We start from the raw sequence: 23,722 nt of genomic DNA on the forward strand, positions 1-23,722 counted from the left end.
ACTGTCGGCTGAAGTTGAAAGATGTCCACTCTCACTGAAGCGCCGCTAGCCTAACGGGGCTGATCCAAATCTAAGAAAGCGCGGTGTGCCGATCCGCCTCCCCTGCCCTTTCGTTAGGAAGGTGCCGCATATCAAATCCCGGCATGCCGGGACACCATCGGGTGGGAGTTTCAGACGGATAGCAGAGTTGACAGCTGTCAACTAGCATGGGGCCAAAGCGCCCTTTTGGATGTTCAATTCTTGGTCGGCCGCCACACCCTATGGGACAAAGCCCGTCGTGAGCATCCATGGTCATAGCGGCTCACGTCTCCTAAGCGGCCATACGCTGTGATATGTCTGACCGATGTTTGAGGCCTACCTGACGCTTTGGAATCTGGTTCCCGACGGCGCCCCTATCCCCACCCCAGCGGCTCGGTTGTGGCACACAGGATGGCGAGCCCGCCATGCTCAAGATATCCCATGAAGAGGACGAGCGCTTCGGCGGCGTGCTGATGGAGTGGTGGGACGGAGAAGCTGCAGCGCGGGTTCTGGCTTGGGATAATGAAGCCCTATTGCTGGAGCGTGCTACCGGCTCTGACTCTCTCGCTGAACTGGCCCGGTCCGGCCGCGATGACGAAGCCTGCCGCATTCTGTGTGCTACCGCTGCCCGGCTCCACGCCCCCAGGCCGAAGCCGCATCCTGATCTGACCCCACTGATGGTTTGGTTTCGCGACCTGGAGCCGGCAGCCGCCACACATAGGGGCATTCCGATCCATTGCGCTGAGGCGGCCCGTACGCTGCTGGCAGAACCCCGTGAGGTCGGGGTTCTGCATGGTGACTTGCACCACGACAACGTGCTCGACTTCGGAGCACGCGGCTGGCTCGCCATTGATCCAAAGCGCTTGGTCGGGGAACGCGGCTTCGACTTCGCCAATATCTTTACGATCCCCTATCTGGCGGATCCTACACACCCGGTCGCAACTATGCCCGGCAGCTTCGCGCGTCGTCTGGAACTCGTCACCTCTGCCGCAGGGCTGGAACGGCGATGGCTACTGCGCTGGATCCTAGCTTGGACCGGGCTATCGGCTGTGTGGTTCTTGGGCGACGGTGATCCGTTGGCAGCTATTGATCTAGAGGTCGCGTCGTTGGCCGCTGCGGAGCTGGATCGATGATCTGCGCGGTCCATCTTGGCCGAATGTCCGCTGAGCCCCTCAGCCGAGCTGTGCACGCGCACCGAGCGTCAGGTTTGTACCACCAGGAACTGGGCTCTCTGCGGTTGACAGATGTCAACAATGGGGTGCCCGTGGAAGGGGTGGGGCGGTCCCGGCAGGTAATATGCCCCATCGGTTAGGTCGATTCTGCCGGATGTGTTCCCAAAGATAAGTCGGTCTCACTGGCCAACCTAGCCATGGAATAACTGCGGCAGACGCAATTTCTTAAATAGTCCAACGGGCTGTTGGCCGCTTCGTGCTTAAAATCCGGCGAGCATCGGTATGAAACTTCGCAGCCGGCACGGGTTGACAGCTGTCAACCGCCTCAGTCGCAGTGCTGCTACAATTCCGCGATCCGCTCCGTGGCGTGACAGCATCGGCGAGGTGGGCGGGTTGGATCGTGGATCCAGAGACGGGTTGTCTGCCTTACCGTCCAGCAGGGCAGGGGAGGCTAACCTTTGGGACAGGGCCCGACGAGGCGGCGACAATCCTGGGACGAGAGGCAAGGGGACCTATTCGGAGCCTCCCCACCCAAGCCTGCTGCCGCCAGGCGTGCATCGCCCACCATTCCGACGAAAACTCCCGAGGAGCAGCCTTTAGAGGCCGTGTCGCTTACGACTTTGGCAAAGCGGGCAAGCCGCCACGAGATCGAAGATATGGTTAACGAGCTCGGCGACGATGAGCTTGCCCACCTAATCGTGAGAGGGGTTAGGACCGTCAGGCGGCGATTGACACATGGAGGGCAGGGGGCTGGTCGCTCCACTAGAACCGGCGGGCGGCGAAGCGCATTGGATCGGGCGCTGCAGGAACTCGCGGCCGAACTGTCAGGCTTCGAAGAGTCAGATGCGGATTGGTGAGGGGTGAATATAAGCCTAGCTTGAGACCCAGTCTTTGGCAGTTAACCCGAGCCTGTTGGCTCAACCGGGGAGCAATTTCACAGATGAAGCTGACCATCCGCGGTGCTAAACCACACCCTCCAGCGACGACGGCAAGGCCATCCCGGCCTTCCGTGCTCGATCGAGCTGCTGTTTGACGGAAGAGGCGTTCCATTTTGTCCCGCCACGCGGGGTTCGCTCTCGCATGCGTTCGAGTTGCACCGCTATATCTCGCAGTGACAGATTCGGATCGGCCATGGCGATGCCAGCAATCAGCATCGAGAGACGATCGTCAGAGGAGCGGCGAGGGGACTTCTCAAGGAGCACCGGATCAGCCATTCGCTGCGAGACCAGTTTTCGAACCGCACGCCGAAGGCGCTCCTCCGTCCAGTCCTGGCCCCATCCATTCAGAACCCGAACGACGTCGGTCCACGAGTGCCTCGGCCGCATGCGTTTCACTGTGGGCATCCACCGATCGGCCGTGGCAATGAGCGGTTCGAGGTATCGTTTTTCTCGGGCAAGTGTCAGCCGGCGGACAGTTTCCGGGCGGTGTTCACGAACCCCGGGGCTGCCGAGGATCTTTCCGCGGGCTTTGGCAGCCCGTAGTCCGGCCTTGGTGCGCTCGGAGATCAGAGATCGCTCCAACTGCGCCACCGCACCGAGCACTTGCAGCGAGAACATGCCCTGGGGCGTCGATGTATCAATCGGATCCTGGAGCGATTTGAAATGCGCCCCCTTCTTTTCGAGCCCCTCAATGACCTCGAGCAGATGGCTCACTGACCGTGCCAACCGGTCGAGGCGCACGACCACGAGCACGTCACCAGCCCGGATCTCCTTGAGCAGTTGAGCAAGAACCGGACGGGCCCGGGACGCCCCGGAACCCTGCTCCTGATGGATCATCAGGCAGCCGGCTGCCTTGAGCTCGATGAGCTGGGCGTCCGTCATCTGGTCCTCGGTCGACACGCGGGCATAGCCGATCAGGCGCCGTTTCGGGGCGGGGGAGGGGGCCATCAGAGTCGCTGATCTCGGTCCGGTTCTCGGGCTTACTATAGAGAAGATGACGTTCGAAGCTTATACGGCAGACAACAGATTGGCGGTCGACCATGAGGGCCAGCCAGTCCCCGCGAAATCACGATCGTGGCTCCATAGGTCGGCATCCAAGGTCCAGGCCAACGCCAGCAAGTGGGCATCGGTGACGCTGCCGTTACGGGACGCCGGCCCGTTCCTAAGCGCTGTTTCAGCCGCTGCCCTATCCGCGTCGGTGACGTCCTCACGGGCGATAATGGTCACGAGATCAAGCAGGCTTTCCAGAACGGCGAGATCGCTGGGCCTGACATGCCCGATTACCCGATAGGCCTCATCAAAGGCTTCTTCGCTGGTGATCAGGCTCCGCCGCCCTGAGATTAGATCCAAATGTGCACCGGTCGTCGACCCCAGGACCGCGGCCACAAGGATATTGGCGTCGACCACCAAGGCGGCTGGAACGCCGCGCGGTCGGCTCAAGGACCGAACTCGCGGTCAAGGGCAGCCTGCTCCTCGGGAGAGCGCTGGGACTGCGCCTTCGCCAGCGCCTGACGGAACCGTGCCCGAGCCGCTTCGGAGGCCGGGCGCAGGGGAACGAGCAGTGCGACTGTCCGCCCGTCACTCTGCACGGGGACAGCGCCTGGCAACTGCTCGATCGAAGCCGCCGACAGTTTCTGGAGTTCTCTCATCGTTATCGCATGTGCCATGCTATGTATGTAAACGTGTAGGGCGATATTTTCAAGCGAAGTGAAGACGATTTGTACAATTTCACAAGACGCGTACTAACGATCGTTTGAAGACGTATCTCAAGCCCTTTTGTTAACCAGCAGGGGAGGGAAGGGCTTCCCCTCGGCCAGCGAAAATGCTTTGAAAACAAGGGATTTAGCAGTTCGGCTGCTGAAGAGAGGCCGACACAAGCCTCCGTGATCAGATCCCACACGAAGCCGCTTACAATGCTCTCTGACAAACCAACGAAATTATTAAGCTCAGGTCGTAGTAAGTTCCTGCTTCGCTTCCTCTAATGCCGTCACGCCCAATCATATCAATAGGTTAAATGTTTGGACGAAGCGTAGCTTTTGGGTAAGCGGGGGTAAGTGGGGCAGTTTGGGGGGCAAGGGATTCCTCCGGGGCGGCATTCATGATTCAATCCATGGATGACGGGACCACGCTCTGATGTCGCTAAGCCCCTGTCTCAGAAGGCGCTGCGCCTGCTGGTCTCGGATCTGGCCGGCAAGATCGAGAGACTGGAGGAGGAGGTCGAGCGGCTGCGCCTGGACAACAGCAACCTGCACGCCAGCAATCAGGCTCTGAAGGACGAGATCGCCCGGCTCAAGCACCTGCCGCCGCGCCCGCCCTTCAAGCCCTCCGGCATGGAGAAAGCCACCCAGCCGCGCCCTGCTGGTCCAGGCCGGCGTCCCGGCCGCGGCGCCAAACGGGATCGGGTCACCCGCGAGATCACGCTCCCGGTCGAGGCTCCGCCCGGCTCGCGCTTCAAAGGCTACAAGACGGTGGTGCGGCGGGACCTGGTGCTGGTCGCCGAGGTCGTGCGCTACAAGCGGGAACGATGGGTGACGCCCGAGGGGCAGACCCTCATCGCGCCGCTGCCGGCGGGGATCGCGGGCGGGTTCGGTCCCGGTGTGCGGCGGTTCTGCCTGGCCCTGCACACACAAGGCCAGGTGACCACCGAACGCCTCACCGATCTGCTCAACGGCATCGGCCTGGCGATCTCCAAACGGCAGGTGGTGCGCCTGCTCACCGCCGATCTGGAGGCGTTCGCGCAGGAAGACCGCGCGGTCCTGCAGGCCGGCCTGGTCACCTCGCCATACCTCACCGTCGACGACACCGGTGCGCGCCATGCCCGCCGTCCTGGGGTCACCACGCAGATCGGCGGCGAACGCTTTTGCGTCTTTCGCACCGGCCGGTCGAAATCGCGCCTGAACTTCCTGACGCTGCTGCGGGGTGGCTGCGAGGAGTATGTCGTCAACGAAGCCGCGCTGGACTATCTGCGCCGGCAGCCGGTCGAAGCCGCCGTGCTCGCCCGGGTGAGCCAGCTCCAGGGCCACGTGTTCGGCTCGCAGATGGAGTGGTGGCAGCATCTGCTGCGGTGCTCGATCAACATCTTCGACAGGCCCCTGCTGCAGGCGCTGGACGAAGCCGCCACCTGGGGGGCGCTCCGGCATCACGGGCTAATGGCCAACACGGTCGTGGTCTCTGACGATGCCGGCCAGTTCCGGGTTGCCACGCATGCCTTGTGCTGGGTTCATGCCGAGCGCCACCTCGAGAAGCTGATGCCGGCCTCGCCCAAGCAGGCGAAAGCCGTTGAGCTGGTCCGCGCGGCAATCTGGTGCTTCTATCGGAGCCTGAAGCTGTGGAAGCAGAGCCCGGCACCAGACGCCGAGGCGTCATTCCGGCGCCAGTTCAACCGGATCTTTGGCCAGCGCACGGGCTACAAGGAACTCGACGAACTGCTCGCCCGCCTGGCCCGGCGGAAAGCCGAGCTGCTGCGGGTGCTTGAGCGCCCGGAGATCCCGCTGCACACCAATGCGTCGGAGAACGACCTGCGCGCCTGCGTGATCAAGCGCAAGATCTCCGGCGGCACGATGAGTGCGGATGGCCGCCTGGCCCGCGACGTGATGCTGGGGCTCTCGAAGACCTGCCGCAAGCTTGGGCTGTCGTTCTTCGCCTATCTCGGAGACCGGCTGGGATTGAACACAGGTCAGCCGAAGATCCCGCCGCTGGCCGACCTCGTCACCCGGGCAGCCTGAGGGCCGCGGCCCACACTCTGCTCTGCTGACGTTCAGGCGTTATCCGCTCATCAGCCTGTCACGGAGACATAGCATGCACGAGGACAGTCCCAACACCCGCATCGCGATGGTCCTCATCTTCATGGGGCTGGTGGTTGCCTTGGCCGCCGTGCTGTTTGTGATGATCGCTTACGGATATGGCGAAACGTCAGGGCCGGGAGGGTTCCCGTCTGCGCAGGTGGAGGGTCGGAACTACCAGTCGGCACGGTCATCCATAGATTGAAGCCCGAAGGCCGGTCTGCAGGTATCCCTTGCCCCCTAATCTGCCCCGGTTACTAAGCGGGGCAGATACTTTCAATTACCCACATCTCCGGAGCGAGCACCGCTTCAGCGTGCACAACAGGACTCGGGCGTGATTCCTTGTTGGGCACCCGTTCAGATGGAGGGGTGCCATGGATCCGATGCTCGAGGGTGCCGCGTGGCTCGATGAGGAACTCGCCGGATCAACCTTTGCCGATGCACGGCTGAGCCAGCGTCTGTGGCGGCTCCTGGAGCAGCTCGGCGGGGCGATGGGAGCGAGCCTGCCGCTGGCCTGCCAGGACTGGGCCGCCACCAAGGCCGCTTATCGCTTCTTCGACAATGACCGGGTCAGCGAGGCTGAGATCCTGGCCGGCCATTTCGCGGCGACCGCCAGCCGCGTGGCCGCGACCGAGGGGCCGATCCTCATCCTTCATGACACCACCGAGTTCGTCTATCACCGGGTCCGGCCCGAGCCGCTCGGCGTCACTGGGCAATATCCCTGCCGCAGCCCCACTTATGATCGGCGCCAGCTGTTTACCGTCTGCGGTCTTCTGATGCACTCAAGCCTTGGCGTCACGCCGGACGGGCTGCCGCTGGGGCTGTGTGCGATCAAGTTCTGGACGCGCGCCAGCTTCAAGGGCACGAGCGTGCTCAAGCGGCATATCAACCCGACGCGCGTGCCGATCGAGCAGAAAGAGAGCCTCCGCTGGCTCGAGAACATGCGCCAGTCCTCGGCGCTTGTTGCTGATTCGGCACGGTGCATCCACATCGGCGATCGCGAGAGCGACATCTATGAGCTGTTCGTCACGGCGCACGAGCTCGGCACGCACTTTCTCGTCCGCAGCTGTGTCGACCGGCGGGCCGATGACGGCACCCAGACGATCATCGCAGCCCTGGACAAGGTGCCTGGCCAAGGCGAGCACCGGATCGGGGTGCGCGACGACAACGGCAAGGACAGCCAGGCGCATCTCACCATCAAGTACCAGCGCCTTCAGGTGCTGCCGCCCCTCGCCAAGCAGAAGCGCTATCCCGCTCTCGCGCTCACCGTGATCTGTGCTGATGAACAAGAAACACCCGAGAACCGCCAGCCGATCCACTGGCGCCTCATCACCGATCTGCCTGTCACCAGCGTCGATGAGGCGATCGAGAAGATCAGCTGGTACGCCCTGCGCTGGAACATCGAGCTGTTCCACAAGATCCTGAAATCGGGCAGCCGGGCTGAGGAGGCGAAACTCCGGTCGGCCGAGCGGCTGGTCAAAGTGCTGGCGCTGTTCAGCATCCTGGCATGGCGGGTGTTCTGGCTGACGATGCTCAATCGAACGGCACCCACGGCATCCCCACGCCTGGTCTTCACCCCGCTCGAGATCCGCCTGCTCGATCAGCTGGCCAAGGACAAGGCGTCGTCACCGGCGCCAACGCTGTCCCACTATCTGACCAAGATCGCCCGGCTTGGCGGCTATCTCGCGCGCGCCAAAGATCCGCCGCCCGGCAACATGGTCCTATGGCGCGGCCTCTCGCGCCTCACCGACATCGAACTCGGCGCCTCCCTTCGCATGAGGCTTGTGGGTAATTGAAAGGGCATTTCGGGGGGCCATACCTCAGGCTACTCGGGCTTCGAAGACAGCCCGTCTAATCTCCTATCCCCTGGAAGAGGCGGTCGCGATCGGCCACAAGGATCTCGACCGGCTGAGCCTCGCCCGCGCGCTGAAAGATCGGGTGACACGCACCTGCCGCGGCAACTCCAAGCTGCCCGACCTGGCGGAGCTGTTTCCCTCGCGTCCGCTGGTGACGGTGCCGCTCGGGGCCAAGCTGTTGAAGGTCACCCCCAGGGCCTTCAATCTCATGCTGGCCCAGCTCGGCGGCGCCCGCCCGCGCGGGCTCTCCGGCCGAACCCGCTATCGCGCCTGGGGCATCGTGTGAGATGCCTGTTCAATGATGGGCTATCCGAAGGAGACACCAAGCGGCGGTTCATGATCCACACGTATCAGGTATTCTGGGTTGCGGTCTCGAGGAGGACCGACCAATCCAGGAGCTGTCGCATGCCCAAACTGACGGTGAGCTGGGATGAGAATGGGCCTGTGTTACAGACGGCCGAGGTTGAGACCCCCTCGTCGGATCGGCGCTGGAGCGCTCCGGTCGGGCAGCTGACGGAGGAGGAGAGACAGGAGTTGCTGTCGGCGGCCCAAGCCCTGGCACAGCTGATCTCTGAACTGGCAGCGGAGGACACGTTCTTCAGCAATCCTCGCTAGCCACTGGGCGTAAAAGCCCGATCCATCCAGCGGATCTGGCTTGTGGTACCGTGCCGTAAGGAAGCTCGATGAAAAGCTCGCGCACCCCACCAGAGACGCGATACGCCAAGAGCGGCGATATCCATATCGCCTACCAGATCATCGGCGGCGGTCCGCTCGACCTTGTGTTCGTTCCAGGTTTCATCTCCCACGTCGAGTGGTTCTGGGAAGAACCCACCTGCGCTGGGTTCTTCGCCCGACTAGCCTCTTTTGCCCGTCTGATCCTGTTCGACAAACGCGGCACCGGGCTCTCCGACCGCGTGGCACATGTGCCCACCCTCGAGCAGCGGATGGATGACGTGCGCGCGGTCCTCGACGCTGCGGGATCTGAGCGGGCTGCCATATTGGGTGTGTCCGAGGGTGGCCCAATGAGCGTGCTGTTCGCCGCGACCTATCCGGAGCGCACCGCCGCTCTGGTACTGTACGGCACCTTTGCCGAATTCAGCTCGTGGGTGGCAACGCCGCAGGATCTCGAGCACATCTTGGCATACATGGACGCCTCCTGGGGCACTGGTGCGAGCCTGCCCCGGTTCGCTCCGAGTGTGGCCGACGACGAGCGGTTCCAGCACTGGTGGGCCCGCCACGAGCGTCTGGGCGCCAGCCCCGGGGCGGCAATGGCCCTGATGCGGATGAACAGCGAGATTGATGTCCGGCCCGTGCTGCCGGTGGTGCATGTCCCAACGCTCGTTTTGCATCGCCGGGACGACGTAAACATCACAGTGATCGCAGGGCGCCACATCGCACAACAGATCCCAGGGGCGAAATACATCGAACTGGCTGGCCGGGATCACGTGCCCTGGATTGGTGATGCTGATGCCATGCTCAATGAGATCCAGGAGTTTCTCACCGGCGTGCGTCATGTCCCCGAACCAGACCGGGTGCTTGCGACAGTTCTGTTCATCGACGTGGTCGGCTCGACCGAACGGGCGGCCGCTCTGGGCGACCGCCGCTGGCGTGACCAGCTGGAGAGCTACTACCACTCGGTGCGGCAGGAACTTGGTCGGTTCAAGGGCCGGGAAATCAGCACGGTTGGTGACGGAGTGCTGGCGACCTTTGATGGACCTGCGCGGGCGATCCGTTGCGCCTGTGCGATCCGAGATGCGGTGCACCAGCTCGGCCTCGAGATCCGGGCCGGCCTGCACACCGGCGAATGCGAGGTTCTGGCGGGTGGGGCTGACGTGGGTGGGATCGCCGTCCACATCGGGGCCCGGGTGGCGGCAATCGCCGCCCCTGGCGAGGTGCTGGTCTCGAGTACGGTGAAGGATCTGGTCGCGGGTTCAGGACTTCAGTTTCAGGACCGGGGCGCCCGCACTCTCAAGGGGGTGCCCTCGAAATGGCGATTGTTTGCGGTGGAGCATAACAGGCCGCCTGCCTAGCCAAAGGCCAGCTCTGCGCAAGCGAGGGAGCATGCCGGTGAAGGCAGTCTTGTTCTTGCGCATGCTGACGGGAGGCGAAAGTGGCTCGAAACACACGGAAGCGATTAAGTCGAGCGCTGGCGGAGGCAGAAGCCTCACGGGCCAAAACCAGATCGGAACGGACAACCCGGCCTCCCGCAACTTCCTCAGCGGGTTCATCACCGGGCAGAGCCGTCCGCCGCGGCAGCGTCAATGCCTGGGAGGACGATCCTCTCGACGGGACTGTCATTCAGCGCCCAGTGCCCAGTCTGACAGCCGGAAAGCTCAAGTACCGCTTTGGCGGTCCGGCCATTCGGCCCGGTCTCTATGAGGTCGGCACAGCCGAATTCCGGTATTGGACCGCCGCAGAGGCTTTGCGCCGAGGGGCCGACTTCTGGACCGCACGCCTGCCGTCCCTGAAGTGGCAGACAGGATCAATCCTGAATGTCCTGCTCGATGAGGGTGTCGACTTCAATGCTTACTATGATCGGCAGGCCTTGAACTTCTTCCACGGCCAGACCTCGACCGGAATCGTGTATTCCGGTGAGAGCCCGGACATCCTGTGCCATGAGATGGGGCATGCGGTTCTGGATGGCCTGAAGCCGCAGCTGTGGAATGTGGCCAGCCACGAGGCGGCCGCGTTCCACGAGGCCTTCGGCGACATGAGCGCGATGCTGGCGGCACTACAGCTGCCCATAATGAGGCAGTTGGTCCTAAGCGAAACAAGCGGACACATCAATCGCAATTCGCGCCTGTCCCGGCTGGCCGAGCAACTTGGGGCGGCCATCCGGGAGACCCACCCGGATGCCGTGAGCCGGGACAGCCTCCGGAATGCTGCGAACTCGTTCACGTACCAGGATCCGCTTCAGCTTCCCTCAAGCGCGCCGGCGGCGCAGTTAAGTGCGGAGCCGCACTCGTTCTCGCGTGTGTTCACGGGCGCCTTCCTGGATGCTCTCGCGGGCATGCTGGTCGTGGCCGCAGGGCATCACGGCCCGCCCACTGAGCAAGATCTGGAAACCGTCAGCCAGCGCATGGGCGACATTCTGCTGGCCGGTATCCAGCAGGCTCCGGTGGTCTCCAACTTCTATGCCCAAGTCGCGGCCGGCATGGTTCAGGCAAGCGCCGCGGCCGATCCGGCCTATCCGCGAGTCTTGAAATCCGCCTTCATCCGCCGGCATATCCTGTCGCTCTCCTCGGCAGCCGCAGTCGAGCCGTTCCAAGCCGCACTGTCCTCGCCAGGCACCGCCGCCGGTCGAGGGGCTCCCTCCGAGTCGCTCGGGCAGCTTGCCCTCGCGGGCAACGCCTATGGCCTGGGAGATCGCCCGCTGGTGGTGGAGACCCCGTCCCAGCCACGGCACTTTCCGGCCAAAGCCGCGGCGAACGCCTTCGGCTCGATCGAGCCGTCAGCCTCGGAAACCACGGCCCGGGGCTTCGTGGAGGATCTCTTTCTGAGAGGCAAAGTCGATTGTGATGGGGCTGGGGTGGACGAGACCCGAATGGATCCGGTTCTTGGACTGAAAACCCATAGGCTGGTTGATCTAGGTCGTATGCTCCGGCTCGAACGCCGATTGTGTGATTGTGGTCTGTGTCGAGCCTGAGAGACACAGGACAATGATGTTCTTGCGGATCCACCCGCCCGCCACTCCTGAAGGCTGCGCCATGAACCATAAACCGATCCCTAAGGATGCGATCGTCCCGGATACTCCCGAGAAGGAGTCGTTCGTGCGCGGTTTAGTCGATCGAGGCGAGGCGGGTTGGACGGATAGGGAGGGCAAGCTTCCGTCCGGAGTGACGCATGAGATCGTCGGGCACGCTCCGAGTGGTCTTCCGATCGTCATCGAGCGCCGGAAGAAGCTGTTTTGATGATTTTGCGGACGGAGCTTGAATCAGATTGCGGTAGCACAGTTCCAATCCCGGCGACGTCTTGGATCAGGTATGAGGTGCTTCCGGTGAGAGGTATCGTCCCGGGCATCTCATCAATCAGCGTGAAGCGGCGTTGACTTCAGTGCCGTGCGGTCGGCAGTGAGGGCCTCTGACTTTTAATCAGAGGGTCCTGGGTTCGAGTCCCAGCGCGCTCACCAACATTATCAAAGGGTTACCGGCATCTGCCCTTTGAGTAGTTCTTTCCCGTGCTCACCACGTGCACACCGACTAGGCGACGCGATAGACAGAGCAGAGGAATCATAATCCTTGTGTCGGGGGTTCAAATCCCTCCTCCGCTACCAATCTTTTCAATGACTTAGATGATCGTGATCGGCCGGCTCGTTCAGCTCGGACGGGATTCGGACGGCCATAGCAGCTGAAATCCGACGAGAAGGAATAAGCTGTTAATCCATGAGGCGACCTCCCGCTGCCTTCCCGGGTTGATGTCTAACGGCCCCTTACCGATCTTCCCGCGGTGTGTCGACGATCTCGATTAAATTCGGGCCGTGGGATCGAGAAACTCGGATCTAATCCCTCTCCACGGTTTCAGGGACCTATCTCAGCACAAGGATTGCGGGGGAGGTGTATGCCCACGCAGGGCTATGGCGCCATGCACTCCTAGGTTCCGAGCTGCCTCGCCCATAAGTCAGGTCTGCACTGGCCATCGCTGGAGCAGGTATTTGGTTTAGGAAATTCTCGCGAGACGGAGGGCAGGGGGGCGCTCGAACTCAAGGCGGTAAATCCGTAGCTTGATAAAACCCTCGCCTGAACCGAGGATCTCCTCATGCTCAAACTCCTTCATCGCATCCGACAGTTGTTCCGCCGGCGGCCTCCTGCTGCCGATCTCACAGTAATCGAGTACGAGGCCGTGTCTCTGATTGCGTATGAGGGGAGGGCTGCTTACCAGCGAGCACGAGAGCAGGCGGAGTACTGTCTCAGCCAAGGGAGTGAGTCAGGCTGCCGGTTCTGGTCTGATGTCGCCGTTGAGGTTGCACGTCGGACAGGGATGACGAGCACGAGGAAGACACGAGAACAACCGAGATAGGGCGACCTCGTCTATGGTGTCTCAAGCAGAAACGGTATCAGCTTCCCAAGCTGAATGTCGTGGGTTCGATTCCCATCGCCCGCTCCAATTTTCCTTTATGGGATCTAAGAGTTACAAGGATTGCATCACCTGGACCTGCGTCAGTAAATTCCGGTGATACAACGCTGATACAACAATCCTTCCTGTCTGCTCCCGATTCGGCGCGTCAATCAGCCCCATCTTTTCACTCTCAGAACCACTGCAGTGGCAGTTTTCGAGAACTCTGACACTTGTCAGGCTAGACTTCATCCAGCGGGTTCTGGAATGCTGCTCTGGTCCGTAGCGTTGTGGACGCGGCCAGATCACTAGGATTGGCAGTCGCAACACCTGATGAGGCGGGGCATCTGTTCTCGCGGTAAATCTATCCGGCTACGGATGAACAGAGGCACCCTGATTCATCGAGTAGGTCAGCGATACCAGAAAGGGTACTTATTGGCGCCTAAAGGTGCCTAGGAGAGGACTCTTCGCCCTCCCAGTAAGTCTTTGATTTTGTGTACCGTCACGATCCGTCCGGCAAGTTGTTGTGCCCCAGTTCGCCCCTCGGTTAAGGCATCAGGCCAAGCTGACGCTTGACTTGTTGCTCTATTGATATGTTCCTGTTATGTTCTATTTAAGAATGGACGGCCCCACTTGTGCCAAGCCTAGCCGTAGGTATGCTCACTGCTATTCAGCTCGCGGTTCTGCATAGACAGCAAGAATGATCGGCCTAGGGGGCATTTAGTGAGTTTCTTGACGGATGAGGAAAGGCAATCGCTGCGGATCAATAAGATGATCCTCCACGTAGTCGGCGGCGACGAGCCCTTTCAAGCCCAATCGGAGATGACATCGATTGACCACCCTGACTTCTTTTTGGCTCGATTGATGGACGCCGCTGCGGCTGGCGTCCACGAGTTTGACAGAGGCTCGTTGGTGAAGCGTATGCTGGAAAGCATTGCGGCGGGAACTACGATGTTTGAAGGTACTTCCCAAGAAGTGTCACGGCACTTCGGGACGTATCATGGGAGTACAAGTCGGGACGGAGCATTCTTCATCTTTGAGCTTCTGACCCATGAAGCTGATGTCAGAATCTTCGCTCTTGTAAAGTATGACTATCGACAGGCAATCGAGAGAGTTGACCAGGGAGGAACGAGCGCCCTCCGGCAGATAATACAAGCGTTCATCGCAGACAGAAAAGCAATTCAAAAATCTTGTTTTGTTCGCACAAGAGGTGGAGTTGCTGAAAATTCCGTCTCTGCTCGCGACAGAATGGCATCGGCGCCTGACATCACAGACTATTTCAGACGGTTCCTTGATGTTGTTAGGAATAGATCTGACGCTGAACTGAATAGGACACTGAACGAAGCTCTTCGGGAGGTGTTCGCTGATTGCAAGGACGAACTTCCTGGCGAAGACGTTCCAGGTGCATTGGCCAAGGCTAAGGACATGCTGCGTAACCGCCAGACCATTGATGATCAGGCGGTATTGGAAGCAGTTTTTGTTGCCGCTGGACGCCCCCAAGATGAGAAGGTTAAGGCGAAGCTTGAGAAGGCTACAGGCCGGAGACTCAGGACCAGGAAACTTGAAGGTCTTGAATACAAACCTGATCCGACCATTCTTCGGAAGTCAAACCGGAAGCGGCTCAAGACAGCTGAGGGCGTCATGATCGAGTACCCCGGAGAGCTTGAGAATGGCTCAGTTAAGCGCGTAGATGGGCCTGATGGTGGGCTGACTATTACCGTAACGACACACCAGAAACTATTGGCTGATGAACTCCTCCCTGAGAAGTTTCGCTCAAGCTCTTGATGCTTGGGCATCGGATTCAAAGGCGGTCATTGTTGAGTCAGCAGCGTACGTTAGCGTGTCGCAGCTTGCAGCCTCGCGTGCGCTTGAGATCGTTGCCTTTGCCAATGAACTCTCGTGGGAGCTTGAGATAGAGGATGCCTCGCAGAGCCTCTGTGAGGCTGCTCACATCTCGGAGGTTTACGAGCCCTACAGAATCACCTTCGGGAAGCCAGTTGCGGAAGGCACCCTCAGCCTCCTGACCAACACGGCTTTTCGCACGCACCTGGAGGGGGATGGGCAAGAGACTGTCTGGAAGATCGCTCGTTTGGGAGAGCGTTTCGACACGCTCACCCGGAGATACACTCATTGGTCTGATGATGAGGCCTTCGAGCCACTCGATAGGCCGAAGAGTCCGCGTGAGATCGTGCGAGAGAGCAATGTGCCGACAATCCCGTCAGACCTCGGTGTTCTGATCCTACGGGATCCCTTATCCGCGCCCTTCGACGATGCATCTTTCACGGTATGGGCGACACGAGCCCACGTCGTCTGCATACGTTCTCTTGCGAGTGAGATCGGCACAGATGGCTCATTGCTGTTTCGAGGCCCTGCTTCGGTGCGGATGGAAGTAGTTGTATCTGAGTTCTCATCGTTTGAGCGCGATATATTCCGAGATGTGCAACGAGCGGTCAGATGGGTATTCGAGAATCCTAAAGAGACAGAGATGCGACATGGGCTTTTCGCTGCCGAGATCGCTCGCGTCGCCGGAAGCCGCAGAAACGCATCTGATGTGTTCAAGCGTGCCACAAGAGCTGCTCTTGAAAGTGCTCAGATAGCCTACAGGCTTGGCCTCGCCGAGTTGAATCGAGATGCTCTGAAAGCAGTTGTTGAGCTTCGCAAAGCTGTCTCGGATGAAACCGGCAAGTTACTCGACAGTACACGTCAGTTGATAGCGGCGCTTTCGAGCGCTGTATTTGCTGGAATTGGCCTGTATGCAGCGCGAATGATCACGAGTACGCCGGGCTACATATTGATTATTCTTGGCGTAATACTTTCTCTTTATGTTTTCGGAGTAGCCTGGAGCGGCTTTAGCTTCATGAAGATCCAGAGAAGCTTGAGAAACGATTGGCGGAATAGATCCTATACGTTTCTCACCGACACTGAATACCAGACGATGGTAACGGATCCGATTGCCCGAGCCGAGAAAGGTTTCAAGACTGCGGTCTGGATCAGTGCAGCTATAACGGTAGCGCTTTTCAGCGCCGCACTCTTCAGCCCGCTTCAAGGCACGCCGCGGGACCAGACAACCCCAACTGAAACCCAAAAAACCCCCTGAGCACTGCATCAGCGTCGCTTTGGAGGCTTACGGGCCAGCTGTCGACACTCAATACTGTGGCACAGTACCTCTGTGGCTGACAAACCATGTAGACCAAAGCTGTGGAGTCTAGGATTACGACTTCATAGGACGAGTACGATGGTGTTAGTTGGGAAGCATGTCGATCCTCGCGCGTCTTTACAAACTGTACTCTCATGTCGAAACGCTTTTTTCTCTCGGGGGCTGGATTCTCTGGTTAATCGGTCTGACAGGGGCCGGGATTACCGCAGCGGCATCGGCGTATACGTCCTGGTACTGGGATAGCTATGGCTGGGTTGGTGTAGCCGCCGCTGGACTTTCCGCCTGGCTCTTGTTCGCACTATCCCTCCCACTTATCGCTGTTGGCATCCGTTTGATGCGCCCTCCGGCTGCTCCTCATAATCTGTCCAATGTGACATCGGCGCCTGAAGGGCTCGCTGAAGTCCCGGATCAACTGGGAAATCTTGAGAAGAAATTGAGCGGCCTAGCTCAGGCTTGGATTACGGCTGACAGGGCGAGGGATGAAGGATTTGAGCGGATCCGATCCGACATTGTCGGTCTGAGCGACCGATTAACGAAAATTGAAGTTAGCCTTCGCCCCAAAGGTGGAGGAATTTTAGCAGGCGGCTTGGACCGGAAGTCTGAAAGTCGTCTCGAAGAACTTGAGGCCAAGCTTGAAGACGCGTGGAATTATACGAGTTCTGTAAAGGATGGCCTTCAGGATACGCTAGACCAACAGAAAGCCGTGTACGACCAGCAGTATTGGCTTTTGGTCACATCGTTGCGAGCGCGAGATGCTGAGGCGATATTGCGGGAAGCAGATACCCTTATTATGACTCTCGGCCCCAAGCTAACGGCGGCAGACAGCTACGAAAGCGGGGTGTTATGGTCGAAAGATCACAATCTTTGGGGACATAGCATCAGCAAGATAGATTGGGTGATGACTCAGTGGTGGAAGGAAAAGCATCAGTCTCTTCTCGATCTTAAGCATTACGATTTTGAGCGTGAGGATCGTAAAGCACCGACCCACATCTTGGTTGATCAAGAAAAGAATGCTATCCGCTACAAGCAGGTGTGCATAGTACAAGAAAGATACATGCGCTTACGAAGCGACCTTTTCAGCTACTTCGACAGCAAGGCGCGCGAGTTGCCCGGTTGATCCAAGTGTACATTTAGAGCATCGGACTGGAAATCGGATCCTCCGGCTTTTGGGTTGGGCTTATCTGTGAGTTCCCTGGTATAGTGGGCAGGGGATCGCTCCTAATCCCAGAATTTGGATACGGTGCTCACAAGGGAGGCCCGAATGCCGGCCATGCGTCCGTTTTACGGTCCGATGCTGTAGCACGCCGTTATAGGAGACGCTGGGTGCCCTCCCTTAAGAAGAGTCCCTAGTCTAGGCTGGTGCTTCTGTCTCAGAGCTCTTAGCAATAGAAGCGCGGCTGCACCCAGTACTCCATTGCAGGGTTCCCCACGGGCGTGGTGAGGTAGCCCACCTTTCCAGCTACGCCCCAGCATCAAGAGTAATAGCACTGTTGTCCTCTGACGAGTTCAGGAACGCCGGGACACGGCTTTGGCTGCAATACGGCAATGTCCGATAAGTAGGGATTATCGGGCATTGCTGCTTAGTGATGCGGACCATGCTCACATCCGAGAGGGTTCAACAGGATCTCCGTGACTCGCTTTGGTCTCCTATGGTTGAGCACAGCTGAAACTGGTAGCCTCGTCCAGATTCCCAGCACCGGAGTACTTCGCCACCTGCGGATACGGGCACAGCGGGCGGGTCCGTCGCACCTCAGTGCCTGACATCTGACGAGCCTGAATGGACTCAGGGGCTTTGCCGGTCTCGACCCAGTTGATGAGCGGCGTCATGGCGTCAAACCGATCCGGCCCAAATCCGCCGCGGCAATGGAACATGCCAGGCACCATGAACAGGCGATAGAAGTTACTTGTCCGCTCTTCGCCCATGGTTCGGCGGACCCGCTCGTAGTAGTTCACACCCATCATCGGGTTCAGGGCAGGGTCGGCCCATCCAAAGTAGGTGATGAGACGCCCACCGCGCTTTTCGAACTCGGATAGATCCGGGTTGTTCGCATCGAGGATATCCCGGATCCGGGTGATCGGCTCGACATCCTTGTCGAAGTTGAATTGCTTCCAATCCAGGTTGGGTTGCGAGGCAGGGGTATTGGCAAAGTACTTCAGGAAGCTTTCACCATAGGCGAGCTGACGGCTCTTGGCGCCTTCAGTGACGATCCACTCCTTCCATCCACTCGCGCCGCTGGCATCCGCCGGCTCCGCACCCGGAAGCTGGCCCGGGAAGATGACCTCGCCCTTGCTCTTCACGCCACCATAGATGGTCTGGAGCGTCTCGACCTGGGCTTGGGTGAAGCACTGATCACCAGGTTGGCCTTCGGTGCATTGCGGCAGGTCCTGAGCTGGGTTGAAGGAGCATTGGCGTGGGTCGTCGGCCAACAAACCGTCCTTGGCCTCATCGACTGCATCGCACTTGTCCAGCACGGCCTTGGCAATCGCAGGGAGTTGCCGGATCGAGATCGGCGCCTTTGCCAATGCCTGAGCGTTCCACACACCCCAGAGCTGGGTTTCGGTGAAATCGAGCACTGGGGCACCGGCAAGGATGCCGTCGAAGTCGCCCGGGTAGCGCTGAGCCGACATGAGACCCTGACGCCCACCCGTGGAGCAGCCATCCCAGTAGGAGTAGGAGGGGGGACGATCATAGTAGGCCTGGATCAGGTCCTTGGCCCTGGTGACGGTGACGTGGACCCCGCGCGAAGCATAGTCCACGAGCTTGCCGAGGTTGTTCTCGGCGAAGCTGCCGAGCGGTTGGGCCCGCGCATCGTGTCCGCTGTTCTGCTGGACCACGGCAAAGCCCTGCCGCAGAGCGGCGTTGCGGGTGTCCTGCCGGCTGGCTTCCGCCAGGTTCTCTCCGGCATAGCCGCCATTGCCGAACATGTAGAGCCGCCGGTTCCAGCCATCCGGCAGGGTGATTTCGAACTGGATCTCCGGTTGGATCACACCCGTGATCTGGCAATGGGCAGGATGCTGGTCAGTCGCTTCGGCGTGTCTCGCTTTGAGGTGGATCACCTCCGGGAGCACCAGTCGCTCGATGGCCGCGCAGGCCATCTGCGGGGACGCCGGCGTCGAGCGAAAGGGGGCATCGGGCGGTGCCGTGGTGAAGCTGGAGGCATTCTGTGCGTGAACCGGGATGATGCCAGCCCAAAGGACAGCGGTCGCTAGAAGCGGGCGTTCGAAGGCGTTCATGAGCGTTCCTCTCCCTTGGCTGCGGCCATCATCGCCGCTTGCCCGTATTCAGGAGGAAAGAGGGTAGAGGGCCGCGTATGCTTCTCAATGGATCAAACAAGCATTGCGTTGGACAAACCGCACATTTGGCTGGGTACCCCACACCGCTACCTCGCGAAGCGGAGAGGACTGATCATCCGAATGATGTTTCAAATCTTCCTTAAGCCGATCCAAGTGGGGTCTCTAACAGAGATTCCTTGGCACGGAGCTGAAGTAGGAGGAGCGTCCGCTGAAGAGAGGAACACCAGACATTGGCCAAGGGCAGGGGATCTCTGGCACCTCTCGGAAGTAGGCCTAGAGTCTGCTCTCACCAGGAACATCGGACGTTCTTGGAGGTCGAGGGATCGACAGAGGATGACCCGCTCCAACCTTCCCGGATCAGTTCTCCTGTCCGGCTCTACATTCAAGAACGTCCCATTTCGCGAGGTCACCTTGTTTCTTGCCACCCAGGTAATGAAAAGGCCCGGGAGCTTCCCGGGCCTTTCCGTGTTTGTTTCGTCCGATCAGTACGTGCCGAACTTGAAGTTCAGCTTGGCCCGGGCGACGAAGAATTCCTGATCGTTGTTGGTCTGCGGCAGGAACACATTGACCGGCGCGCCGCCCACCGGCGTAAAGGTCCCGATCGAACCATTGTTGTTGTTGCCCTGATCGATGCTGACCCACAGGCCTTCCAGGCCGAGGGTGACGGCGCTGGTGCCGCCGAACAAGTTGAAGTTCGTCGGCAAGGCCCACTCGACGCCACCGCCGACGGTCCAGCCGGTGTCGTTGTCGGTGTAGGCCAGACCACCGGTGGCGTAGACCAGGACGCGGTCGAAGGCGACACCGGCGCGCACGCGCACCGAACCCCACCAATCCGCCGAGTCCTCGAACTGACCCGGCACAAAGGTGCCGCCGGCAAAGCCCGGACCCGGGATGAAGATCGCATTATTATTGTTGTTGTTGTCGATCCCCTGGATGTCGGCCTCAGCACCAATCACCCACGAGCCGATCTGGTAGTTGTAGCCGATCTGGCCGCCGCCGTTGAAGACGCCGTCGTTGTTGTTGTCGAAGATCAGCGTGCCCCCGACCAGGCCGGCAGGAATGCCGGGTCCTCCGAGGAACACAGGGTCATTGTTGCTGTTACGCCAACCCCAGCCGAGGTTGCCGCCGATATAGAACCCGGTCCAGGTGAAGATCGGCACCACGACCGGAGCCGGAGGCGGTGCCTGGCGAAGGTCGGCAGCAGACACGGACGAGACAGCCGCCGTTGAGAGAGCTGTTGCAGCAAGCAGGCCAAGAATACAGTTCTTCATGAGCAATCCCCTTGTGGATGAAGCTTCACAAGGACAGACTATGGCTCAATTGCCAACAAGATCTATAGCAAATATGCAACACGTATTTGGACTCTACTGATTACGTCAGCATTGTTGATATGAATATGCGCCTAATAGCCCGCGAATGCTCCTAATACGCCGCGAATACTTTTGTCGGATTTGACACGCCGCGGGAGCCATGGCCTACTGGGCTGACTTCGGCGTAACCCCCGAAGGCGAGGAGCTCACTAAACCCTGCCCTCCCCGGGGCAGGGTTTTTAATGGCACACTGGTCACGACCGTTCAGTTCCACACACGGCCTCCCGCGAAATTTTTGCTGTAAGTCATTTTGCCGTAAGTCATTGACGGGTATAGGACGCAGCGGTCTCCACATCAGGAAGGTCTCAAAAGGACACTCCCGAGGCGTACGCGTTGGGTCCGCTTCAACGCTCGAGAGCTGACGCTCGTTCAGCGGTCGGAAGGTGAATGTTTGACCCAAAGCGGCCCTTCCGCGGATGTGGTCCAGCGAGCCTGTGCTGATCGGGTGTCCTTGGGGTGAGGTCACCACCTGTTCGGGAATCCTGGCTCGGCACCGACGGTCGGATGAGCGCCGACGGTTTCATTCGGTTGCACGCTCCGTAGGAAGACTACGTCCACAAGACACGTCATGGCTCCAGAATGCATCAGTGGCTGGGGTCCCACTGGGAGGAGCGTCGGAGACCTGCGCGATTGACCCCACGGATCGCTTCCGGCGTTGTGTGACGGGATCGGCGTGATGCATTATCTGCCCTCATCGGGCGGAACCGAAGCCCCGAGGCGCGACCATCAACGTCTTGCGGACTCGTCTTTTTCGATCTGCCGAATGCTCAGTGCGGTGGCTCGATGCGGCGCTTCAAGCCTGGATCGCACCGAAGTTGGGCTCGCCGGGCTGGTAGCCTGCGCCCGCACGCCAGCCATGAGCCTTGAGGAAATTGGCCATCGAGGCGAGTGCGTTGGCCGCGACGTCGGCTCTTGCGACGACCTCCCGCATGCGCGGGCTCATGACTGTATTCTTCGCCGCAGGGGATGATGCAAGGTCCGCGCTCGGGCCCGTCGTCCCAAAATGGCAAGTCTTCGGCCTAAACGATCAAGCATGTTCTGCAAGCGGCATTACAGTGGACCTGCCTATGACCGCCTGCTTCGTGCTGTGCATCTGTCGGCGAACGCTCCAAAAGAGCCGTTGGAGGCGCAAGTTTTGTCATGCTTTCACCGTTTCGAACAGGTCTTGCAAAATGAGAGACCAAGAGCGGGTCGGCCAGCCTACCTTGCGGGACGGTCGATGGGTGCCTGGCTTCGAAAGTTGGCTGACGTTCTCGACTTGGAATGAGGCCCTAGAAAGGGAGGCGTCCAATGATCAGGATAATCGCTGTTTTGGGTTTTGCCTTAGCCATCGCTTCACCGACGCAGGCAATGCCACTATCGCCAATTCAGTCGGAGAGCATGGTCACGCCAGTCGTCGCCGGTTGTGGGCCGGGCAGGACGAGGGTGAATGGTGTTTGCGAGTCCAGAATCGAGAAACGCCACAACCGTCGAGAAGAACGCAGATGCGTGCGATGGAATGGGAGCGTTTGCGCTCAATACCAGTGAAACGCCCCAAACCGGCGCCTGAAACCTACAGTTAATAGTTCCAACATTCATCTCGGTGTCAGCAGCGCCCGGTTCCACGCCGTGCGCTGCATTTTTAGGTCTGGTCATACCAAGACCAAACAATAGGAGTTGTAGCTCTCGGTTCGATTACCGAGACCGAGTCTCAAACCGCTCTCGGCAAATGCCGTGGCAGGCCCGGGCGTCGGCATGCGGCCTGGAATACCCATGAACCGTGGCGGTCCGGCCGACTCCTTGGATACGCGAGACCGTGCTGGGAGGTGCAAGGGGGAAAATCGATGGACCAGAACACGCCGAACCTTGGAACCGAGCCTGAGCCCTCGACCATGTTCGACACCACGCTTCGGATCGGGTTGGTGGCTCTGCTGGTTTATGCCTGCGCCCGGATCGTGCTGCCGTTTGCCTTCATTCTGATGTGGTCTGCGATCTTGGCTGTGATGCTGTATCCTCTGCATCGCCGCCTGGCCGCCTACCTTGGGGAACGCTGGTCGGCCGTGCTCATCGGGCTGATTGGCATCGCGGTGATGCTGGGGCCGATGGTCATCGTGGTGACATCGCTCGCAACATCACTGTATTCGCTGATCCCGAGCTTGCAGAGCCATGATGTGACGGTGCCACCGCCGCCACTGTGGCTCGATGGGACCCCGCTGGTCGGCAAGAAGCTGACGGAGATCTGGACCCTCGTCGCCACCAACCTGCCTGCGGCGCTCAAGCAATATGGCCACTTGCTGAGCGGGCCCTTGGCGTGGCTGGCATCGTTCGCCGGTGGTCTGGCCATTGGCGAACTGTCGTTCGTCCTGTCCTTTGCGATCGCCGCTATGCTCATCGCCTATGGCAAGGGGGCCGCCGACTTCGCCCGGCGCCTGCTGGCCCGTGTTACCGGCAGCACGGCGCGCGCGGTGCAGTTGGTCACGTTGACGACGGCGACGATCCGCGGCGTGGGTCTCGGCGTGGTCGGCGTGGCGCTGATCCAGTCGCTGCTCTTAGGGCTTGGCTTCTTCGTCATCGGGCTTCAGGCCGCCGGTCCTTTGACGCTCGTTGCGCTCTTGCTGGGGATCATGCAGGTCCCTTTGATCTTGCTGGTACTCCCCGTCGTCATCTACGTCTTCGCGACCGAAGCGACGCAGGCGGCCATCATCTTTCTGGTCTGGAACGTTATCGTCGGGCTGAGCGACAATCTGCTGAGACCGTTGATGCTCGGCAGAGGGCTCGACGTGCCCATGCCGGTCATTCTGATGGGTGTCATCGGCGGCGTGATCGTTGATGGACTTCTGGGTTTGTTTATCGGTCCCGTGCTCCTCGCCGTCGGTTATGTGCTTCTGGTGGAATGGTTGCAGCAGCACCGGGCCGACGGCCGGCATCGCCCTGGCGAGCCAGAGATCGGCTGAACAACCGGGACGGATCAGGCACGGAACACTCCGTTTCCCATTGGTTGGAACGACCCGGCACGCTTCCATTCGCGTCTTGGCTCAAACCATCAAGAGTTTGTCGTATTCGGTCAAGCACGGCCGTCAGTTGCAGGAGATAATACACGGTTC

Annotated in this window: 17 protein-coding genes and 2 pseudogenes; 13 read left to right on the top strand and 6 right to left on the bottom strand. The window is 60.0% G+C overall.

The features are described 5' to 3' along the window. Positions 1-343: 343 nt before the first annotated feature. Positions 344-1,151 (top strand): annotated as a pseudogene (locus tag DDF70_RS13150) (aminoglycoside phosphotransferase family protein). A 1,001-nt stretch (positions 1,152-2,152) separates the two neighbouring features. On the opposite strand, the gene DDF70_RS13160 reads toward DDF70_RS13150, so the two are convergent. From DDF70_RS13160 to DDF70_RS13170, 3 genes are read right to left on the bottom strand one after another with little or no spacing between them, the layout of a single operon-like run. Beyond that, on the bottom strand, positions 2,153-3,076 hold the full coding sequence (locus DDF70_RS13160) for a recombinase family protein (protein ID WP_114945313.1): 924 nt from the start codon (positions 3,074-3,076) through the stop codon (positions 2,153-2,155). Between the two features lie 60 nt (positions 3,077-3,136). Further along, a complete protein-coding gene (locus DDF70_RS13165; protein WP_114945314.1) occupies positions 3,137-3,568 on the bottom strand; it encodes a PIN domain-containing protein in 432 nt (143 codons plus the stop codon). Further along, positions 3,565-3,777 carry a hypothetical protein gene (locus DDF70_RS13170; RefSeq protein WP_162820382.1) on the bottom strand — a complete coding sequence of 71 codons (213 nt, stop codon included), beginning with the start codon at positions 3,775-3,777 and terminating at the stop codon, positions 3,565-3,567. The genes DDF70_RS13165 and DDF70_RS13170 overlap by 4 nt, the downstream gene beginning before the upstream one ends. A 465-nt stretch (positions 3,778-4,242) precedes the next feature. On the opposite strand from DDF70_RS13170, the gene DDF70_RS13175 reads away from it, so the two are divergent. From DDF70_RS13175 to DDF70_RS13235, 11 genes are all read left to right on the top strand, one after another. Beyond that, positions 4,243-5,853: an IS66 family transposase gene (locus DDF70_RS13175; protein ID WP_114945316.1), complete on the top strand. Its 1,611-nt coding sequence runs from the start codon at positions 4,243-4,245 to the stop codon at positions 5,851-5,853. A 73-nt stretch (positions 5,854-5,926) separates the two neighbouring features. After that, the gene (locus DDF70_RS13180; protein ID WP_114945317.1) at positions 5,927-6,115 is read left to right on the top strand and encodes a hypothetical protein; all 189 of its coding nucleotides are present in this window, start codon (positions 5,927-5,929) and stop codon (positions 6,113-6,115) included. A 169-nt stretch (positions 6,116-6,284) separates the two neighbouring features. Next, the gene (locus tag DDF70_RS13185) at positions 6,285-7,706 is read left to right on the top strand and encodes an IS4 family transposase (protein ID WP_114945318.1); all 1,422 of its coding nucleotides are present in this window, start codon (positions 6,285-6,287) and stop codon (positions 7,704-7,706) included. Then, a complete protein-coding gene (locus tag DDF70_RS13190; protein WP_114945345.1) occupies positions 7,693-8,052 on the top strand; it encodes a helix-turn-helix domain-containing protein in 360 nt (119 codons plus the stop codon). Before DDF70_RS13185 ends, DDF70_RS13190 begins: the two co-directional genes overlap by 14 nt. Positions 8,053-8,171: 119 nt before the next feature. Beyond that, on the top strand, positions 8,172-8,381 hold the full coding sequence (locus DDF70_RS13195) for a VENN motif pre-toxin domain-containing protein (RefSeq protein ID WP_162820383.1): 210 nt from the start codon (positions 8,172-8,174) through the stop codon (positions 8,379-8,381). Positions 8,382-8,449: 68 nt separating this feature from the next. After that, on the top strand, positions 8,450-9,796 hold the full coding sequence (locus DDF70_RS13200) for an adenylate/guanylate cyclase domain-containing protein (RefSeq protein WP_114945320.1): 1,347 nt from the start codon (positions 8,450-8,452) through the stop codon (positions 9,794-9,796). Between the two features lie 278 nt (positions 9,797-10,074). Then, positions 10,075-11,412, top strand: coding sequence for a gluzincin family metallopeptidase (locus DDF70_RS13205; protein ID WP_205772425.1), 1,338 nt, complete (start codon positions 10,075-10,077; stop codon positions 11,410-11,412). Between the two features lie 61 nt (positions 11,413-11,473). After that, positions 11,474-11,677 carry a hypothetical protein gene (locus DDF70_RS13210; protein ID WP_162820384.1) on the top strand — a complete coding sequence of 68 codons (204 nt, stop codon included), beginning with the start codon at positions 11,474-11,476 and terminating at the stop codon, positions 11,675-11,677. Between the two features lie 1,873 nt (positions 11,678-13,550). Then, positions 13,551-14,603: a nucleoid-associated protein gene (locus DDF70_RS13225; protein ID WP_162820385.1), complete on the top strand. Its 1,053-nt coding sequence runs from the start codon at positions 13,551-13,553 to the stop codon at positions 14,601-14,603. Continuing rightward, positions 14,566-15,915, top strand: a complete 1,350-nt coding sequence (locus DDF70_RS13230; RefSeq protein WP_162820386.1) for a hypothetical protein — start codon at positions 14,566-14,568, stop codon at positions 15,913-15,915. The genes DDF70_RS13225 and DDF70_RS13230 overlap by 38 nt, the downstream gene beginning before the upstream one ends. Positions 15,916-16,072: 157 nt before the next feature. Next, the gene (locus DDF70_RS13235; RefSeq protein ID WP_114945324.1) at positions 16,073-17,092 is read left to right on the top strand and encodes a hypothetical protein; all 1,020 of its coding nucleotides are present in this window, start codon (positions 16,073-16,075) and stop codon (positions 17,090-17,092) included. Positions 17,093-17,622: 530 nt separating this feature from the next. Here DDF70_RS13235 and DDF70_RS13240 read toward each other — a convergent pair. From DDF70_RS13240 to DDF70_RS13250, 3 genes and pseudogenes are all read right to left on the bottom strand, one after another. Then, complete coding sequence (locus tag DDF70_RS13240) at positions 17,623-19,209, bottom strand: DUF6351 family protein (RefSeq protein WP_114945325.1); 1,587 nt, start codon at positions 19,207-19,209, stop codon at positions 17,623-17,625. Between the two features lie 542 nt (positions 19,210-19,751). Further along, complete coding sequence (locus DDF70_RS13245) at positions 19,752-20,540, bottom strand: outer membrane protein (RefSeq protein WP_114945326.1); 789 nt, start codon at positions 20,538-20,540, stop codon at positions 19,752-19,754. Between the two features lie 895 nt (positions 20,541-21,435). Continuing rightward, positions 21,436-21,546: pseudogene (locus DDF70_RS13250) on the bottom strand (lytic murein transglycosylase); the annotation flags it as partial. Between the two features lie 916 nt (positions 21,547-22,462). Here DDF70_RS13250 and DDF70_RS13260 point away from each other — a divergent pair. Next, entirely contained in the window at positions 22,463-23,572 is a 1,110-nt protein-coding gene (locus DDF70_RS13260; protein ID WP_114945328.1) for an AI-2E family transporter, read from the top strand. Positions 23,573-23,722: the final 150 nt, after the last annotated feature.

Origin of the sequence: Microvirga calopogonii, from assembly GCF_003347665.1 — a bacterium.
Taxonomy (GTDB): Bacteria; Pseudomonadota; Alphaproteobacteria; order Rhizobiales; family Beijerinckiaceae; genus Microvirga; species Microvirga calopogonii.

What these genes read in the sequence shown, in the direction of transcription:
- DDF70_RS13160 (WP_114945313.1), bottom strand. Translation starts at nt 3,076, where the DNA reads ATGGCCCCCTCCCCCGCCCCGAAACGGCGCCTGATCGGCTATGCCCGC.
- DDF70_RS13170 (WP_162820382.1), bottom strand. Translation starts at nt 3,777, where the DNA reads ATGAGAGAACTCCAGAAACTGTCGGCGGCTTCGATCGAGCAGTTGCCA.
- DDF70_RS13175 (WP_114945316.1), top strand. Translation starts at nt 4,243, where the DNA reads ATGACGGGACCACGCTCTGATGTCGCTAAGCCCCTGTCTCAGAAGGCG.
- DDF70_RS13180 (WP_114945317.1), top strand. Translation starts at nt 5,927, where the DNA reads ATGCACGAGGACAGTCCCAACACCCGCATCGCGATGGTCCTCATCTTC.
- DDF70_RS13185 (WP_114945318.1), top strand. Translation starts at nt 6,285, where the DNA reads ATGGATCCGATGCTCGAGGGTGCCGCGTGGCTCGATGAGGAACTCGCC.
- DDF70_RS13195 (WP_162820383.1), top strand. Translation starts at nt 8,172, where the DNA reads ATGCCCAAACTGACGGTGAGCTGGGATGAGAATGGGCCTGTGTTACAG.
- DDF70_RS13200 (WP_114945320.1), top strand. Translation starts at nt 8,450, where the DNA reads ATGAAAAGCTCGCGCACCCCACCAGAGACGCGATACGCCAAGAGCGGC.
- DDF70_RS13210 (WP_162820384.1), top strand. Translation starts at nt 11,474, where the DNA reads ATGAACCATAAACCGATCCCTAAGGATGCGATCGTCCCGGATACTCCC.
- DDF70_RS13230 (WP_162820386.1), top strand. Translation starts at nt 14,566, where the DNA reads ATGAACTCCTCCCTGAGAAGTTTCGCTCAAGCTCTTGATGCTTGGGCA.
- DDF70_RS13235 (WP_114945324.1), top strand. Translation starts at nt 16,073, where the DNA reads ATGTCGATCCTCGCGCGTCTTTACAAACTGTACTCTCATGTCGAAACG.
- DDF70_RS13240 (WP_114945325.1), bottom strand. Translation starts at nt 19,209, where the DNA reads ATGAACGCCTTCGAACGCCCGCTTCTAGCGACCGCTGTCCTTTGGGCT.
- DDF70_RS13245 (WP_114945326.1), bottom strand. Translation starts at nt 20,540, where the DNA reads ATGAAGAACTGTATTCTTGGCCTGCTTGCTGCAACAGCTCTCTCAACG.
- DDF70_RS13260 (WP_114945328.1), top strand. Translation starts at nt 22,463, where the DNA reads ATGGACCAGAACACGCCGAACCTTGGAACCGAGCCTGAGCCCTCGACC.